This is a genomic window from Agrobacterium sp. K11 (assembly GCF_059429395.1).
In genome coordinates this window covers 727521-744213 of the sequence record NZ_JCAHRB010000003.1, presented here as the reverse complement: position 1 = coordinate 744213, position 16693 = coordinate 727521, and the positions used below count along the sequence as shown (strand labels likewise).

Sequence of the window (16693 nt, the reverse complement as noted above, 5' to 3'; positions counted from 1 at the left end):
CAGGCCGGCTTGTCCGCTTATTGCCTTGCTGACGATATTGCGCCTCTTGAAAATCCGTTTTTCTCGTGGTGAAGCTGAATTCGATCGGCGATACCGGCCGATCGAATTCCCCGTTGTCGGCAAGAGGCCCCATGCGCGTTGCAATTATCGAAAACATGGCGGGCACGCCGCATGGACAGATCGGCGTCGCTCTGGAAGAGGCAGGGGCTGACGTGCATGTCATCCGCGCCTATGCGGGTGAGCCTCTTCCTCTCGATGCAGCTGCACACGATGCGCTCGTCGTTTTGGGCGGGGAGCAGAACGCTCTTGACGACGTGCTTTATCCCTATCTTCCAGACCTCGCACTTTTGATGAAAGCGTTTGGCGATGCGGACAAGGCCGTGATGGGCGTCTGTCTCGGCAGCCAGTTGCTGGCGCGCGCCTATGGCGGAGAGAATATTCTGGCCGGCCCGCCCGAATTCGGCTGGGAAGACGTATCCCTCACGGAAGAGGGCGTGTCCGATCCGCTATTGGCGGGGCTCGACAAGACATTTCCCATTTTTCAGTGGCATTGCGACACATTCACGCTTCCGCCCGCGGCAACGAGACTTGCGACCAATCGTGCAACGCGAAATCAGGCTTTTCGCGTTGGCCGCGCTGCCTATGGCACGCAATTTCATTTTGAGGCATCCACGGCCGTGGTCGACGGATGGTGTGAGGCATTCCCGGCTTCCGTCGAAAAAATGGCGCCCGGCTGGATGAACAATTACCGCGATCACCGTGGCGGGCGTGCAGATGTGGCCGATGCGACCGGTCTGGAAATTGCCCGTGCCTGGGTACGGCTTGTGTGATCTGGCAATTATCGGTTGCGAATATGGCCAAGGCCGCTCAGAATTGAGTGTGTTTCACCGACGTTTGCCAAGGAGGCACCAAGATCATGTATAAATTCGAAATCTATCAGGACAGGGCCGGGGAATATCGCTTCCGCTTCAAAGCATCCAACGGGGAAACGATGTTTTCGTCCGAAGGATACAAGGCCAAGGCATCGGCCATCCACGCCATCGAATCGATCAAGAAAAATTCCCCCGGCGCCGATACGGTCGATCTGAGCACGATGACCGCCTGAAGCTCTCCGTTTCGCGAAACCTCGAGGCATTCTCCTGCCAGAAATGACGGGCGCGTTGGAAGGTGTCGGCGTAAAGATAAGATTCAGTCTTTTTTGATAATCTTCCGTTAGCAATTGTATTTCGAGGTTCCCGGGCGGCGTCAGAGTGCCCCTGGATTGTTTTGCGTACGGGTTCTCATGCGTTCATCGGCTGTGCCAGCACTTCTCTTCGGTTGCCTTCTGCTTGGTGGCTGTACGTCCAGTTCCGGGCCGGAAAGCCTGATGGCCGGCCTGCCGTCGAAGGAAACCACGAGTTCGGTTACGCCATCCGCGCCGGTGCCGCAGGCAAGCGTGGGCAGCCAACCCATCACGGCCCAGCCGCGACAGGAAGTTCTGGCATGGGGCGGGCCGGTGCCCGAAGAGCCAAAGGCCTTTTCAGCCGTTACCCCACGAGCGCCCGTGCCGCAGAACGCGCTTGAAACCCGTTTGCCGTCACCGTCACAGGCTGGAATGGTACGACCGGCAGAGCGTTCGATGGAGCGTCCGGTACAATTGGCCATGGCTGCAGCCCCGGCGGCCAGTGCCGGTGCGCAGATCCGTTCGCGCATTTTCCGCTCCAGCTTCAGCGATGCAAAACCCATCAATTTCGGCAGGGTCCAGCCGCGCCATTTTCAGGTCCACGGGGTGGATGTCTCGCGCTGGCAGGCCAATATAGACTGGCCGCAGCTGCGCACACGCGGTGCCAACTTCGCCTTCATCAAGGCGACGGATGGCGGCGATCATCTTGACCCGATGTTCCGCACCAACTGGCAGCGTGCGAAGGAAGCGGGCATCCGTCGTGGCGCCTACCACTTCTTCTACTGGTGCCGGTCGGCCGGCGAGCAGGCGGATTGGTTCATTCGCAACGTACCGCGCGATCCGGATGCGCTGCCGCCGGTGATCGACGTGGAATATAACGGCGAATCGAGCTGCAAGATGCGCCATTCCCGCGAGCGTATTCTGGAAAAGATGCGCGTGTTCATGGACAAGCTGGAGCGCCATTACGGCCAGCGTCCGATTATCTATACGGCGCCCGATTTTTATAAGGACAATCTGACCGGCGAGTTCCAGGACTATCCCTTCTGGCTGCGCGCCGTTGCCCAGCATCCGTCCGTGGTCTATCCCGGCCGCAAGTGGTTGTTCTGGCAATATTCCGGCTCCGGCCTGTCGCATGGTGTCGATGGCCGCATCGATCTCAATGTCTTCAACGGCAATGAGGATGCCTGGCATCGCTGGGTAGACCGCCGCTCGAGTTGACGGGGCGGGCGTCAGCGCGAAAATTTTCGCGCGCCGGCAACGCAGAGCACCACCACGAGCGTGATGGCGATCATCGCAGGGCTGACCTCCTCGTGAAGCAGGGTTGCTGCAAGCACCAGCCCGAAGAACGGCTGCAGCAATTGCAGCTGGCCCACCGCGGCAATGCCGCCAAGCGCCAGCCCGCGATACCAGAAGATGAAGCCGATCAGCATGCTGAACAGCGAGACATAGGCGAGGCCGCCCCAGGCCTGCGGGTTGATGCCTGCGAGGGTTTGCGGCCCTGTGAAAAAGGCAAGCGGCAGCATCAGAGGCAGGGAGAGGACCAATGCCCATGAGATGACCTGCCAGCCCCCCAGTTTGCGGGAAAGGGCAGCACCCTCGGCATATCCCAGCCCACAGACGATAATCGCGCCCAGCATCAAGAGATCGCCGGCAAGTGAGGCTCCGAGCCCGGAGGCCAGCGAATTCGACAATGAAAAGCCGGCAACGAGAACGCTGCCCAGGCACGAAAAGAACCAGAAGGCGGGCCGCGGGCGTTCTCCACCACGCAGTACGGCAAAAACCGCGGTTGCGAGCGGCAAAAGCCCGACAAAGACGATGGAGTGGGCCGAGGTAATGTGCCGCAAGGCGAGAGCAGTCAACAGCGGGAAGCCAACCACCACGCCGAAGGACACGATGAAAAGGGATGCCAGATCATCGCGCGCCGGGCGTTTTTGCCGGAACACAAAAAGCAAAGCGAGCGCCAGAAGGCCGGCTATGCTGGCGCGGGCGAGGGTCAGGAACACCGGATCGAAACCCGTTACCGCAACCCGCGTGGCGGGCAGCGAGCCGCTGAATATCACCACGCCGATAAGGCCGCTCAGCCAACCGCTTGTCGTCTTGTCCATGACCGTCTCCTGCAATTTCCCTTTCTTGATCCGGAACGGCTGGTGAAAACAGCGACAATCATATACAATTTCAAGAAACTGTTATGGTTATTTGGACGGTACGGTTGGAGAGAAATGTGGACGGACACCTCGCGACGGGAACACGCATAGAACAGGTGATGGCCAGCATGCGGCAACGCATCGCCTCGCGAAGCCTCGTTCCCGGCGCCAGATTGCCATCCGTTCGAGCGCTTGCGAAGGCAATGCAGGTCTCCACTTCAACCGTCGTCGAGGCCTATGACCGGCTGGTTGCCGATGGCACCATAAGCTCGCGACCGGGTTCGGGATTTTATGTGGCGGGTCCGCTAGCGCCCCTGTCTCTGGCCGATATCGAGCCTCGGCTGGACAGGGCGGTGGATCCGCTCTGGGTGTCGCGCCAGGCGCTGGACGAGGGGGCGGCGCTTGCCAAGCCCGGCTGCGGCTGGCTTCCAGCGTCATGGATGCCAGAGCAAGCGCTACGGCGGGCGATGAGGGGGCTTGCCCGCGCGGATGCTTCCTTGCTGACGGATTATGCGAGCCCGATGGGGCTGTTGCCGCTACGCCAGCTTTTGTCCCGCAGACTTGCCGAACATGGCGTACAGGCGGGCGCCAGCCAGATCATGCTCACCGACTCCGGCACGCAGGCGATCGATCTCCTGTGTCGTTTCCTGCTGCAGCCAGGGGATACGGTGATTGTCGATGATCCCTGCTATTTTAACTTCCGCGCTCTCTTGCGGGCGCATCGGGTGAAAATCGTTGGTGTGCCCTATACGCCAGCTGGACCGGACCTGCCGCTTTTCGAGCAGGCACTGAAAGAGCATCAGCCGCGCCTTTATATCACTAATTCCGCGATCCATAATCCGACAGGCGCAAGGCTTTCCGCCGTTTCCGCCCATCGCCTGCTGATGCTGGCCGAACAGGCGGGCCTCACCATCATCGAGGATGATATTTTTGCCGATTTTGAAACGCAGGCGGCACCACGGCTGGCTGCTTTCGATGGTCTGAACCGGGTCGTCCAGATCGGCAGTTTTTCAAAAACCCTGTCTGCTTCCGTGCGGTGCGGTTTCATCGCAGCGCCTCCGGCATGGGTGGAAGCCCTGACCGATCTCAAGATTGCCACTGCGTTTGGTGGAGCCAATTTTTCTGCTGCATTGATCCTGTCGCTTTTGACTGACGGTAGTTATCGCAAGCATGTCGAGGCTCTTCGACAGCGTCTCGCGGCGGCGGTGCCTGAGGCGGCGGCGCGTTTGAAAGCGCTTGGATGTGTGCCGTGGATCGAACCGCAGGCGGGCATGTTCTTATGGTGCCGCCTGCCGGAGGGGGTCGACGCCGCCGATGTTGCACGCCGGGCACTGGTGCAACAGGTGGTGCTGGCACCCGGCAATGTTTTCAGCTCGGCGCAGAACGCATCCGCTTTCATGCGTTTCAATGTGTCGCAAATGGCCGCTCCTCAGGTCATGGCCGTGCTGGCAGATGCCCTCAGGCAGAGCGCGTAATTGTCGCCCATATTGTGCTGGCCGAGGAGAATCGGAACAAAATCCCGTGAACACCGTTTTCTTCCCAGAATGAAGAGGAGGAAATACCATGACATTCGATCCAAACAATCCGCGCCCGGACCGTGATCTTCGTCCGGAACTGAATATCAGCAATGAACCGCTTGCCCGCAAGTCTCCGTCCTGGATGCCATGGCTGGCGATTCTCGTTGTCGCATTGGTGGGCGTTTTTGCCTGGTCGCAGATGAGCGGCCCGAACACCGATCCGGCCACGACATCCTCGACCATGCCGCCTGCGGCAACGCAACAGGCACCGGCGCCCGTGACTCCGACTGTCCCGGCAACACCGCCTGCCAACAATGCAGCACCGGCAAGCCCGAATACCGGCGGCACGCAGACGCAGCCGTAATGGGTTAGATCATCTGACAAAACCGCCTGCCTTTCGGCAGGCGGTTTTTTATTGCGCCAACTCTGCGGCGTTAGAGCTGATCCATCGCGGAGGGATGGTTGGACAATCTGGACCAGCGGCTCATCGATTCCTCCGCCAGCGCCGAAAGCGTAATGTTTCCGAAGCGGGACAGGAGAATGGTCTCCGCCTCGTTCATGGCGTCGAAAAGGGCAGCATTGACGGCCTGCTCTATGACGCAGTTAGGATTATCTCCTGCCAGCCCAATCGAGAACAATTCCGGCGCGCCAAGCGCCCGGTAAATATCGAGCAGCGTGATTTCGCTGAGCGGTCGCGCCAGAACCCAGCCACCGCCATGGCCTTTTTCCGACGACACGTAACCGTGCTCCCGCAAGCCCGCCATGGTTCTGCGCACCACCACCGGGTTCGTCTGCAACATCGCCGCGATGCTTTCCGAGGTCGCCGCACCCTCGTGTTTCTCCATATGGATCAAAATATGCAGCAGCCGTGAAAGGCGCGTGTCGTGTCTCATCGGTGAAATCCGCCTGTTTTTCGCGACATTACCAGTTAGCCTATGATGTAACAATATAAGTTGCGTGACTATTGACTCTAAAATTCATGTAACAATATAAGTGTCGTGAAATGAACGGGCGCTTCCGGCTCGGTGAACGATAGGTGCATCATGAAATACGACGTCATCATCATCGGCGGCAGCTATGCGGGCCTGTCCGCCGCCCTGCAGCTCGGGCGCGCGAGAAAAAACATCCTGGTGGTGGATGCGGGTGAGCGGAGAAATCGCTTCGCCAGCCATTCCCACGGTTTTCTCGGACAGGACGGCAAGGCGCCAGGCGACATCATCGCCGAGGCACGCCGCCAGATCGAGCGCTACCCGACGATACACTGGGCAAAGGGCAGGGTAACGAATGCCGAAGGATCATTCGATGACTTCGTCATCGAGATCGATGGCAATCGCCGCGAAAGGGCGGCCAGACTAATCCTTGCCACAGGCGTTACGGATGAACTGCCTGATATAGCCGGGCTGAAGGAACGCTGGGGCAGCGCCGTTTTCCATTGCCCCTATTGCCACGGATACGAACTGGATCAGCGCAGGATCGGCGTCATCGCGGCCTCACCGCTGGCCATCCACCATGCACTGATGCTTCCGGACTGGGGTGAAACGACCTTTTTTACCAACGGTATATTCGTGCCGGATGCCGAACAGAGTGCGCTTTTGTCAGCCCGGGGCGTTCGGGTGGAAAAAGAGCGTATCAGAGAGATCGCAGGGCATGCGGATGTCGTTCTTGCGGATGGGTGCAGCATTGCTTTGGTCGGTCTTTTCACGCAACCGAAATTGCGGATTGCCTCGGATTGGATCGAAAAGCTCGGTTGCACCGTGGAAGAGGGGCCGATGGGTTCAAGCATCGTGACAGATGCCGTGAAACAGACGACAGTGCGCGGAATCTTCGCCTGCGGTGATGTGGCAAGGCCCGCCGGCTCGGTCGCTCTTTCCGTGGGGGATGGCGCCATGGCAGGGACTGCGGCTCACAGGTCGATCATGTTTCCGGAATGATCAGTGCGAAACAAGGCTCAGCCAGCGCCCCGGAGGCATTCCGAAGGCATTCTTGAAGTGGCGGGTAAAATGCGCCTGATCCGCAAAGCCGCAGGCAAACGCCGTTTCCGCAAGACCCGCACCAGCCCGCATCATGTCCTTGCATTTTTGCAGACGCCGCATGATGAGATAACGGTGCGGGCTCGTGCCAAACAGGGAGCGGAAGTGCCGAAAGAGCGTGAAGCGATCTAACCCGCTTATTTGCTCCAGCTTCTCTGAGCTGACGGCAAGCGCGCTGTTCTCCAGCAGGTAATCCCGGCAACGGAAAACGGCGATTCGGTCAAGCCGCTTGATTGTTCTCTGGTTTCCGTTCGAATGCTTCCAGAGCAGATCCGACAGTCTCGATTGCCAGTCGGTCAGGAGCAGATTGTCCGGCTCGCCTTCGAGATTGCCGAGAGCCTCTATCAGGCATTGACGGAACTCATCGTCTTCGATGACGGGATTTTTTGCAAATGGCAGCGCGTGAAATCCGGTCGGCACCTGCATGGTTTTTTCCGGCGGAAGATAGAGCATACGGTAGCGCAGACCTTCGTCGGTGCCGGCACCACCATCGTGAACTTCGTCCGGATGCAGCACGATAACCTTTCCGGGCGTGCTGAAATGCGATGTGCCACGATAGGAAAAGGTCTGGACGCCGGAAAGCGTCACACCGAGCGCATAGGTGTCATGGCGATGGGGTGCATAGGCGTTGCCGTGAAAGCGCGCTTCAATGCGCTCGATCCCTTCGCTGGAAGGTGCCTGCACGATCCCCTCGAATTTGCACGAACGTTCAAGATCGCTCGTACCCTGAGGGGCTAGGGTCGCTTCTCTTTCGTAACCACAGCCAGATTGAGTTCGCATGTTTGATACCAAGATCGCCGTCATCCTTCGTGATGACCTTGCCGTGTGGCAAAAACTGAACGTCACCGCATTTCTCATGTCCGGCATCGTCGCCCAGACCAGAGAGATCATCGGGGAACCATACCGCGACGGGGCGGGTAACGTCTACAATCCCCTGTCCGTCCAGCCGATAGTCGTCATGGCCACGGATCAGGAGGCACTGCGCAAAATCCATCAGCGATCCCTGGAACGCGAGGTCACGACATCGCTCTATATCGAGGAAATGTTTGCAACCGGTCATGATGTTGCCAACCGCCAGGTGTTTTCGGAATTTTCTCCCGACAATGCAAAGGTCGTCGGCATGGCGCTTAGGGCGGACAAGAAAATCGTCGACAAGATTACCAAGGGCGCGAAGCTGCATGCCTGAGCAGCTGCCGTGAATGTAAAAAGGGAGGCCGTAAGCCTCCCTTGTCAAATCAGCGACGATTTAGCGGCCGCTTATTCGTCGTTCATCTTCAGCGCAGCGATGAAAGCTTCCTGCGGAATCTCCACCTTGCCGAACTGGCGCATGCGCTTTTTGCCTTCCTTCTGCTTGTCCAGAAGTTTGCGTTTACGCGTCGCATCGCCACCGTAGCACTTCGCCGTCACGTCCTTGCGCAACGCGCGCACGGTTTCGCGGGCGATGACCTTGCCGCCAATGGCCGCCTGGATCGGGATCTGGAACATGTGCGGCGGAATGAGTTCCTTCAGCTTTTCGCACATGCCGCGTCCGCGCCGGTCAGCCGCCGAGCGGTGGACCAGCATGGAGAGTGCGTCCACCGGGTCGCCGTTCACGAGGATCGACATCTTGACGAGATCGCCTTCGCGATAGTCGATGATGTTGTAGTCGAACGAGGCGTAACCCTTCGAGATGGATTTCAGGCGGTCGTAGAAATCGAACACCACTTCGTTGAGCGGCAATTCATAGGTGATCATCGCGCGGTTGCCGACATAGGTCAGCTCCGTCTGCAGGCCGCGCCGGTCCTGACAGAGTTTCAGGATACCACCGAGATATTCGTCGGGCGTCAGGATCGTCGCCTTGATCCACGGTTCGCGGATTTCCTTGATCTTCACGACATCAGGCATATCCGCCGGGTTGTGCAGCTCTTTCTCGGTGCCATCCGTCAGCGTCATTTCATAGACGACCGAAGGTGCTGTGGCGACGAGATCGAGATTGAACTCACGCTCGAGGCGTTCCTGAATGATTTCAAGATGCAGCAGACCGAGGAAGCCGCAACGGAAACCAAAGCCGAGAGCGGCAGACGATTCCATTTCGAAGGAGAAGGAGGCGTCGTTGAGGCGAAGCTTGCCCACCGCCGCGCGCAGATCTTCGAAGTCGGCTGCATCAACAGGGAAGAGGCCGCAGAAAACCACGGGCTGCGCTGGCTTGAAGCCGGGCAGGGCCTGCGCCGTCGGGCGCTTGTCGTCGGTAATGGTATCGCCAACACGCGTATCGGCGACTTCCTTGATCGAGGCGGTGATGAAACCGATCTCGCCGGGGCCGAGGCTGTCGACATTGACCATCTTCGGGGTAAGTACGCCAACGCGCTCGACGCCGTATTTTGCGCCGGAACCCATCATGCGGATCTGCTGGCCCTTGGTCAGCACGCCGTCGATGACGCGCACCAGAACCATGACGCCCAAATAGGTGTCGTACCAGCTGTCGACGAGCAGTGCCTTGAGCGGCCCGTTCTCGCCGACTTCGCTCTTCGGCGGTGGCAGGCGGTTGACGATGGCTTCGAGAACATCGGGGATGCCAAGCCCGGTCTTGGCCGAAATCAACACAGCTTCGGAAGCATCGATGCCGATTACTTCCTCGATCTGTTCCTTGATGCGGTCGGGCTCCGCGGCCGGCAGGTCGATCTTGTTCAAGACCGTCACCAGCTCGTGATTGTTGTCGATCGCCTGATAAACGTTGGCCAGCGTCTGGGCTTCCACACCCTGAGATGCGTCCACCACCAGTAGCGAACCTTCGCAGGCCGAAAGCGAGCGGGACACTTCATAGGCAAAGTCGACGTGACCGGGCGTGTCGATGAGGTTCAGCACATAGGTTTCGCCGTTATTCGCCTTGTAGTGCAGGCGCACGGTCTGGGCCTTGATGGTGATGCCGCGCTCGCGTTCGATATCCATCGAATCGAGAACCTGTTCCGACATATCGCGCTCCGCAAGGCCGCCTGTCGACTGGATCAACCGGTCGGCCAGCGTCGATTTGCCGTGATCGATGTGGGCAACGATCGAGAAGTTGCGGATATGGTCCAGGGGCGTGCGGGTCGAATTTGTGCTCATGCCCCGCGCTATAGCAGGGGCTTCTCATGCCGCAAAGCGGGAATTTGGTTAAAAGCCCTTTAAAATGGGCTTTTCAGATCGCAAACTGCTCCGGCCAGTCGCGGCGGGTGGCCACTTGTCCTTCGGTTCTAAGCTTGGCCACGGCAGCAAGGTCGATATCGGCGATCAGCAACGTGCTGTGTGTCACCGCATCGCTTTCGCTTTCCGCGACGATACCCGATGCCGGCATGCCATAGTCGGATGGCACGTAAAGTGCTGCGCGGCCACGATTTTCATCGACGGCGGGAGACCATGGAGCCTCACCCGCCGTGGGGGAGGAGAGAACGGCATATTGGTTTTCCAACGCCCGCGCCTGAGCGCCGATACGCACCCGGTAGGCGCCGGCCAGCGTATCGGTGCAGCTGGGAGCGAGAACCAGTTCGACGCCAAGCTCGGCCAGCTTCCGGCCAAGCATCGGGAACTCGTTGTCGTAACAGATGAGGATGCCGAGCCTGCCGATCGGCGTCTCGAAGGCTTTCAGGCCCTCGATGCCGGCATGGATGTTCCATTGCTCCCGCTCGAAGCGCGTCATGATCTGCTTGTCCTGATACCCGATCAGTCCGTTGGGGCCGAACAGCCATGCGCGGTTGCGGAACTTGCCGTCCTTGTCTTTCACTGGCGCGCTGCCCGGCTGAAACAGGATTTGATGTTGCCGCGCCAGCTCTTCGCAAAGCTCGACCCATGAGGGGATGAGCGGCTGTATCTCTTCGATGGAGCGGTGCAGGTCCGAGCGCGCATCCGGCGGCAACTGCCCGGTCAGCGTCATGGCCGAATATTCCGGCAACAGCAGCAGCTCGGCGCCTTTTTCTTTCGCCTCGCGCACGATGGCGGAAAGATGGGCGGCATAGCCTTCCCATGTCTCGATGAGTTCGATGGCATATTGGCTGGCGGCGAGTTTCGTCATCTCTTTTCCTCTCCGGCAGCAATGGTCTTCATCCAGAACGACAGGGGCTTTGGGCTTTCGGTGCTCTCGTCTAGATCCCGCCAGGTGAAGCTGGTGTGCAATTCCGGGTGATGGCGATAGCCGCGTTTTTCCCAGAAGGTATTCAGCGGCACGTAATCCAATGGCCGGCGCGGGTGGTCGGCGGGGCGCTCGACCGCGCAGAAGGTGCAGCAGTTGAAGCCGAGCTTGCTCGCATGCGCCTCCCGCTCCACAAAGAACCGCACCCCGATGCCATGCCCGCGATAGCTGGGCAGAAGCACGCTTTCGCCGAAGTAAAATATTCGGTCCGGATCGTAACCCGCCTTCAGGAAGGGCGCCTTCACCTCGTCGGTCTCGGCCGCCATCGGCATGCCGGTGGACATGCCCACCACGTGTGCGCCATCCAGCGCCAGCACGAAAACCGCGCCTTTCGTGTCGGCATAGGTGGCGAGATATTTGCGCTCGTAATCCAGCGATCCGTCATAGAGATAGGGAAAGGCGCGAAACACTTCGATCCGCAGGCGCGCAAGGTCATCGAAATAGGGCGCGGCCTCGATGCCGGAAAGAGACTTGATTTCGACGGTCATGGGCATTTTCACTTTCGGTTGCACTGGTTATACCGTCATGGAAACCCTGCGCAAGCATTGAACGGAGAAGACGATGACCGCCACTGAGACCATCCGCGCCTACTACGATGCCTTCAACCGTCAGGACATGGATGCCTTTCTGGCGCTTCTTCACGACGAGGTGGTACATGACATCAATCAGGGCGAGCGTCAGACCGGAAAGCCGGCTTTTGCGTCCTTCATGCAGCACATGAACCGCTGCTATAAGGAAAACCTCACCGACATGGTCATCATGGCGAGCGAGGACGGTAAGCGCGCCTCTGCGGAATTCATCGTGAACGGCGAATATCTCGCAACCGATGAAGGCCTGCCGGAAGCCGATGGCCAGACATACGTCCTGCCGGCTGGTGCATTCTTTGACCTGAAGGATGGAAAAGTTAGTCGAGTAACGAACTACTATAATCTGAACGATTGGATCGCCCAGGTCGGTGCCTGATGCATCTTTGCCGCGCGCCGAACCCGCGGTAAAAAAGCGATCGTAATTTCCATTATGGTAGATATTGACTCCATCATGTGAGAATGTATTCTCGCATGATGGAAAACGAAGATCATATTCTCGAACGCTCTATCGGCGACCGCATCAAGACGTTGCGCGCTGAAAATGGTTTGACCCTGGACCGGCTCGCCGCCGAATCCGGCGTCAGCCGCGCCATGATTTCCCGCATCGAACGTGGCGAGGCGAGCCCCACGGCCTCGCTTCTTGCCCGCATCTGCGCAGCGCTAGGCCTGTCGCTCTCCGGCTTTTTCGCCGAAGACGAAGAGGCTGTTTCACCGCTGGTGAAAAAGCGTGACCAGCAGCTCTGGAAAGACCCGGAGACCGGTTATGTGCGCCGTGCCATCTCTCCGCCACGCGTCGGTTCCGATGTCGATATTGTCGAGGTCGAGTTCCCGGCGGGCGCACTTGTCGGTTTCCCGCCGCATGCGGCAAGCCGCGGAATGACGCAATATGTCTGGCTTTTTGACGGTGTGCTGGAGATGACGAGTGGTGGAGACGTGCACCGGCTGGAACCCGGCGATTGCCTTTTCATGCCGGTGGGTGAGGGACATGTCTTCCACAATCCCTCAGAAAAACCTGCCCGTTATGCCGTCGTGCTGGATCAAAGACAGCGCTGATTTTCCCCGACAGGAGTTATTAATGGCCACCATCCGCGTATTGAACCGGGCAGAGACGATCAATGCCTTGCCCGAACTTTGTGACGTTATCGCCGACTGCGTTAATGGCGGCGCGTCTGTCGGTTTCATGCTGCCTTTCTCCCCAAAAGATGCCGAGCCGTTCTGGCGGGAGGTAGCCGATGCCGTGGAAGCAGGCGGCACCATTCATGTGGTGGCGGAAGTAAACGATAAAGTGGTGGGCACGGTGCAGGTCGGTCTGGCCTCCAAGCCCAACCAGCCACATCGCGGTGATCTGATGAAGCTTCTTGTGCATCGGTCGGCACGCGGGCTGGGACTTGCACGGAAGCTCATGGAAAAGGTGGAGCAGGAAGCGACAAAACGTGGCCGTACCCTTTTGGTGCTGGATACGGCCACGGGTAGCGATGCGGAGGCAATTTATCCCCGTCTTGGTTGGGAACGCGTCGGCGTCATCCCCGACTATGCGCTTTTTCCTGACGGGCGTTATTGCGGCACGACCCTGTTTTACAAAAGGATCGGCTAGGTTCTTCTGGTTATTGACCCGGCTTCAGCGTGCGGTTGAAGGCGTTGACGATCATCGTTTCCAGCTGTGCATGAATATCCTTACGGTCGCGGGGCCCGGCCGGTTCGCAGATCGGATCGCGCTCGCCAACGGATTTGAGAAACGCATCGGCATCCGGCTTGCAAAGGGGCAGGAAGCTAAAATGGTTGGCCTCGTCGACCTGTCGGTAAGTAGAGGCAGGCACTTGTGCTGCAAGCTCGTCGGCAAGGACAGCGGGCGGTATTTTACCTTCGCTGCCAAGATTGATGAAGGTCAGCGGAATATCGATTTGTCTCAGGCTGTCCGGCTGGAAAGCCAGTGCCAGACCCGGATCGACCAACACGGCGGAACGGATGCGTGGATCGCGGTTCTGCTGCTCGAAACGGGCCTTGTCGATGGTTCTGAGATCGAGCTTCGGTACGCTGACCGGCTCGTTATTGACATAGGCCCGGCCGCCGGCAAACCACTGGCAATCCATCATTGCTGCATTCTCTTCACAATAGCGCACATAGGCGTCAAGATCGGCGCGTGCACCTGCAATCTCCATCGCTGCGCTACCGCCCAGCGAAAAGCCGAGAACACCGATGCGTTGCGCATCGATTGCACCCGACCACGTGCCGTCCGTCGTCAAGGCCGTGACGATTGTGGATAGATCGTTCGTCCGTTCCCAGATTTTCGGCGTATCGGCAGGCGTCGAGTCACCACTGGTCGTGCCGGGATGATTGGTTCCGGCGACGATGAAACCTTCGCTGGCGAGTTTCGCGGCGATCCAGGCCATGCCTTCAGCGCGCGAGCCGGACCCGTGCGAAATCAACACGAGGGGGAAATGGCCGTCTTTGATGGTCGCGTCCTTCCGAACCGCTGATCCCTGAAAGATACGGTTCTCGGAGGAAAGCGCCGGTGTGCCGTCTCCGCCTTTGGCCGGATACCAGATCGTAACGTCAAGGTTTGTGTCGCGAGCCTTGGAAGAAACTGGGATGCTGGTAAGCCCGACATCCTCTGCGGCAAATGCCTGCGGGGAAAAAGCCGCGCACATCAGAAGTGCGACAAGGGTGTTTTTCAGTGTCATGAGAGCCTCTCCGTTTGACAAGGTGGATGCTCCCGTTTTTCTTCTAGGGTGAATAAATGCGTCCTTGATCGCGTTAAAGGTCGTGCCGAAACGCGATCTGGTCCATGAATGGGTGGTAATTCATCGCTTCGGGATCGTTATCCGTGCTTTTCATTCCATTGCCTTTTGTCGTCGCACTTCTGCTGGTCGTCATGTTCATCGTCTTCTTTCGAGGCGCAGAGGATATGCGAACCAACCGGGCGTTTCTGGCGCTCATCGCGCTTTGCGCCGTGCAGTCCGTTCTTGTCGGCTTGCGCTGGGGATATGGTGTGAGCGAAGCGCGTTATGTTTTGCCTGTTCTGGCTGCCTGCCTGCCGCCTCTCGTCTACATCGCCTTTCGCGGACTGATGGGCGTTGGAGTTGAAAGCAAGAGGGCGATGTTTGCCAGTCTTCTGCTCTCACCTTTCTTCGTCGTCTTTCTGGAGTTCGTCCTTCCCGTTGCGATCGATTTTGCGCTGATCGTGATTTTTGTCGGGCACGCCATTGCCTTGCTTCTCTTGGCAAGAAAAGGGCCGGATGGGCTGGACGAGGCACAATTTGCCAGCGTCGCATCTGCACACAAGGCGCTTATTGTCGCCGCGGTCGCTCTCTGCGTTTCCGCGTTCTTCGATCTTCTGGTGTTTTTCGATTTCGAGTGGGCGCATGGAGAAAATGTTGCCGCACTTGTCAGCAATGCCAATCTTCTCGGGCTTCTGCTGATCGGTCTCATGGCTGCACTTGCCGGCAAAAGCAAAGCGCCGCAAACGGCTGCCCAGCCTGCTGCGGAGTTGTCGTCACCGGCGCCTTCACAACAGGACAGGGATGTTGTCGAAAGGCTTGATCGCTTGATGGAGACCCACACGCTCTACCGCGATGAGAACCTAAACCTGTCACGGCTCGCAAAACGTCTCGGTCTGCCGAGCCGGCAAATCTCGGGCGCGATCAATCGCTCGCTCGGCGTTAACGTCTCGCAATATGTCAACCAGCTGCGCATCCGCGAAGCCTGCCGGCTGCTGGAGGAGACGGATCAGTCGGTCACTGCGATCATGCTGTCTTCCGGCTTTCAGACCAAATCCAACTTCAACCGGGAATTTCGCCGCGTCACCGGCATGAGCCCGGTGGACTGGCGTGAACGCGAGGTGTGGAAGCTGGTATCGAATACAAAAACGGCCACCCGGCAGATGCCGGATGGCCGTTTGAAGATACTGAAATGAGGATCAGAGCGTGCCGTTGCGCTGCTGGATCATCATATAGGTGTCATAGGTATATTCGGCGATCTGTGCCCAGAGATAGGCGTCCTTCTTGAACGCCTGCTGGCTATCGTAGATCTTCTTGAAGCTTTCGTTCTTGGCCGAAATCTCCGCATAGGTGTCCTGAGCCGCCTTGTGGCAGACGTCGAGGATTTCCTGGCTGAACGGCCGCAAGATGGCGCCCTGCGCCACGAGTTCCTTCAGAGCCTTCGGATTGCGCGCGTCATAACGCTCCAGCATGCTGGCGCTGCCGGCGGCGCAGGCGTCTTTCAGAATACGCTTGTAGTTCTCCGGCAACTCGTTGAACTTCTGCAGGTTCACGAAAGCATGAACGGCTGGGCCACCTTCCCACCATGCGGGGTAGTAGTAATATTTCGCAACCTTGTAGAAGCCGAGCTTCTGGTCGTCATAGGGACCGACAAATTCGGTTGCATCGATGGTGCCCTTTTCGAGAGCGGCGTAAACATCGCCGCCGGCGATCTGCTGCGGTGTCACGCCAACCTTCTGCATCACCTGGCCGGTCAGGCCGGCAATGCGCATTTTCAAGCCCTTCAGGTCATCGATGGTGTTGATTTCCTTGCGGAACCAGCCGCCCATCTGGGCGCCGGTATTGCCGAGCAGGATCGAGTAGATATTGTGCTGGGCAAGAAACTCATTGAGCAACTCGTTGCCGCCCGCCTGATTGAACCATGCATTCGTCTGGCGTGCATTGAGACCGAAGGGAACCGAGGTCCCGAGCGCGAAGGTCGGGTCCTTGCCGACATAGTAGTATGAGCAGGTATGCGCCATTTCGACGGTTCCGGCCGTCACCGCATCCGCTGCCTGCAGCGCCGGCACGATTTCGCCACCGGCGAAATGCTGGATGACGAAGTTGCCGCCGGATGCTTCCTTGACATGATCGGCGACGATCTGCCCGGCACCGAATAGAATGTCGAGGCCCTTGGTGAATGACGACGTCATGCGCCAGGTGATTTTGGGGTTTTCCTGCGCAATGGCCGGAGCGGCCAGCACGGTTGCGGTAACACCGGCACCAACAGCGCCCGCCTTGCGAATAAATGATCTGCGATCCATGTCGATAAGCCCTGATATGTCTGCATATTACAGGCGAACCGTACGGTACGCCTCCCACCGGCTACTAAACATTTATCCTTGCGGCCATC

Annotated in this window: 19 protein-coding genes; 11 read left to right on the top strand and 8 right to left on the bottom strand. The window is 58.6% G+C overall.

Annotated elements, in window-relative coordinates:
- The first annotated feature begins 131 nt into the window (after positions 1–131).
- The 3 genes from AC5SEO_RS08830 to AC5SEO_RS08820 all read left to right on the top strand — a co-directional run bounded on the left by AC5SEO_RS08830 (position 132) and on the right by AC5SEO_RS08820 (position 2380).
- The gene (locus AC5SEO_RS08830; RefSeq protein ID WP_065688418.1) at positions 132–830 is read left to right on the top strand and encodes a type 1 glutamine amidotransferase; all 699 of its coding nucleotides are present in this window, start codon (positions 132–134) and stop codon (positions 828–830) included.
- A gap of 86 nt (positions 831–916) precedes the next feature.
- Complete coding sequence (locus AC5SEO_RS08825; protein WP_003514584.1) at positions 917–1105, top strand: YegP family protein; 189 nt, start codon at positions 917–919, stop codon at positions 1103–1105.
- A 177-nt stretch (positions 1106–1282) separates the two neighbouring features.
- Positions 1283–2380 carry a glycoside hydrolase family 25 protein gene (locus tag AC5SEO_RS08820; protein ID WP_174067951.1) on the top strand — a complete coding sequence of 366 codons (1098 nt, stop codon included), beginning with the start codon at positions 1283–1285 and terminating at the stop codon, positions 2378–2380.
- Positions 2381–2391: 11 nt separating this feature from the next.
- Here the strand turns inward: AC5SEO_RS08820 and AC5SEO_RS08815 are convergent, their stop codons facing one another.
- On the bottom strand, positions 2392–3267 hold the full coding sequence (locus AC5SEO_RS08815) for a DMT family transporter (RefSeq protein ID WP_174067952.1): 876 nt from the start codon (positions 3265–3267) through the stop codon (positions 2392–2394).
- 116 nt (positions 3268–3383) lie between these two features.
- On the opposite strand from AC5SEO_RS08815, the gene AC5SEO_RS08810 reads away from it, so the two are divergent.
- Positions 3384–4781, top strand: coding sequence for an aminotransferase-like domain-containing protein (locus AC5SEO_RS08810; protein WP_162632887.1), 1398 nt, complete (start codon positions 3384–3386; stop codon positions 4779–4781).
- 88 nt (positions 4782–4869) lie between these two features.
- Positions 4870–5187, top strand: a complete 318-nt coding sequence (locus tag AC5SEO_RS08805; RefSeq protein ID WP_003514590.1) for a hypothetical protein — start codon at positions 4870–4872, stop codon at positions 5185–5187.
- Positions 5188–5257: 70 nt separating this feature from the next.
- On the opposite strand, the gene AC5SEO_RS08800 is transcribed toward AC5SEO_RS08805, so the two are convergent.
- Positions 5258–5716, bottom strand: coding sequence for an Rrf2 family transcriptional regulator (locus tag AC5SEO_RS08800; RefSeq protein WP_065688415.1), 459 nt, complete (start codon positions 5714–5716; stop codon positions 5258–5260).
- A gap of 150 nt (positions 5717–5866) precedes the next feature.
- Here AC5SEO_RS08800 and AC5SEO_RS08795 point away from each other — a divergent pair, with 150 nt between their 5' ends.
- Positions 5867–6754, top strand: coding sequence for an NAD(P)/FAD-dependent oxidoreductase (locus AC5SEO_RS08795; RefSeq protein ID WP_174067953.1), 888 nt, complete (start codon positions 5867–5869; stop codon positions 6752–6754).
- Here the strand turns inward: AC5SEO_RS08795 and AC5SEO_RS08790 are convergent, their stop codons facing one another.
- Positions 6755–7537 carry an AraC family transcriptional regulator gene (locus AC5SEO_RS08790; protein ID WP_038489506.1) on the bottom strand — a complete coding sequence of 261 codons (783 nt, stop codon included), beginning with the start codon at positions 7535–7537 and terminating at the stop codon, positions 6755–6757.
- A 94-nt stretch (positions 7538–7631) separates the two neighbouring features.
- On the opposite strand from AC5SEO_RS08790, the gene AC5SEO_RS08785 reads away from it, so the two are divergent.
- Positions 7632–8039, top strand: coding sequence for a DUF2000 family protein (locus AC5SEO_RS08785; RefSeq protein ID WP_003514594.1), 408 nt, complete (start codon positions 7632–7634; stop codon positions 8037–8039).
- A 71-nt stretch (positions 8040–8110) separates the two neighbouring features.
- Here the strand turns inward: AC5SEO_RS08785 and lepA are convergent, their stop codons facing one another.
- The 3 genes from lepA to AC5SEO_RS08770 all read right to left on the bottom strand — a co-directional run bounded on the left by lepA (position 8111) and on the right by AC5SEO_RS08770 (position 11485).
- The gene (lepA, locus tag AC5SEO_RS08780) at positions 8111–9949 is read right to left on the bottom strand and encodes a translation elongation factor 4 (RefSeq protein WP_025592156.1); all 1839 of its coding nucleotides are present in this window, start codon (positions 9947–9949) and stop codon (positions 8111–8113) included.
- Positions 9950–10010: 61 nt separating this feature from the next.
- Positions 10011–10880, bottom strand: a complete 870-nt coding sequence (locus AC5SEO_RS08775) for a carbon-nitrogen hydrolase family protein (RefSeq protein WP_003514598.1) — start codon at positions 10878–10880, stop codon at positions 10011–10013.
- Entirely contained in the window at positions 10877–11485 is a 609-nt protein-coding gene (locus AC5SEO_RS08770; RefSeq protein ID WP_174067954.1) for a GNAT family N-acetyltransferase, read from the bottom strand. The genes AC5SEO_RS08775 and AC5SEO_RS08770 overlap by 4 nt, the downstream gene beginning before the upstream one ends.
- 73 nt (positions 11486–11558) lie before the next feature.
- Between AC5SEO_RS08770 and AC5SEO_RS08765 the strand changes: the two genes are divergently transcribed.
- The 3 genes from AC5SEO_RS08765 (at position 11559) to AC5SEO_RS08755 (ending at position 13178) form a co-directional block, all read left to right on the top strand.
- Positions 11559–11960: a ketosteroid isomerase-related protein gene (locus AC5SEO_RS08765; protein ID WP_003514602.1), complete on the top strand. Its 402-nt coding sequence runs from the start codon at positions 11559–11561 to the stop codon at positions 11958–11960.
- A 95-nt stretch (positions 11961–12055) separates the two neighbouring features.
- Entirely contained in the window at positions 12056–12637 is a 582-nt protein-coding gene (locus AC5SEO_RS08760; RefSeq protein ID WP_065659788.1) for a helix-turn-helix domain-containing protein, read from the top strand.
- A gap of 22 nt (positions 12638–12659) precedes the next feature.
- Entirely contained in the window at positions 12660–13178 is a 519-nt protein-coding gene (locus tag AC5SEO_RS08755) for a GNAT family N-acetyltransferase (protein ID WP_065659789.1), read from the top strand.
- 10 nt (positions 13179–13188) lie between these two features.
- Here AC5SEO_RS08755 and AC5SEO_RS08750 read toward each other — a convergent pair whose 3' ends face one another.
- Positions 13189–14265, bottom strand: a complete 1077-nt coding sequence (locus tag AC5SEO_RS08750) for an alpha/beta hydrolase family protein (RefSeq protein WP_065688411.1) — start codon at positions 14263–14265, stop codon at positions 13189–13191.
- A gap of 143 nt (positions 14266–14408) precedes the next feature.
- Between AC5SEO_RS08750 and AC5SEO_RS08745 the strand changes: the two genes are divergently transcribed.
- Positions 14409–15497 carry a helix-turn-helix transcriptional regulator gene (locus AC5SEO_RS08745; protein ID WP_065688410.1) on the top strand — a complete coding sequence of 363 codons (1089 nt, stop codon included), beginning with the start codon at positions 14409–14411 and terminating at the stop codon, positions 15495–15497.
- Between the two features lie 3 nt (positions 15498–15500).
- Here AC5SEO_RS08745 and AC5SEO_RS08740 read toward each other — a convergent pair whose 3' ends face one another.
- Positions 15501–16604 (bottom strand): TRAP transporter substrate-binding protein, encoded by a 1104-nt coding sequence (locus tag AC5SEO_RS08740; protein WP_013635316.1) that lies wholly within the window; start codon positions 16602–16604, stop codon positions 15501–15503.
- Positions 16605–16693: the final 89 nt, after the last annotated feature.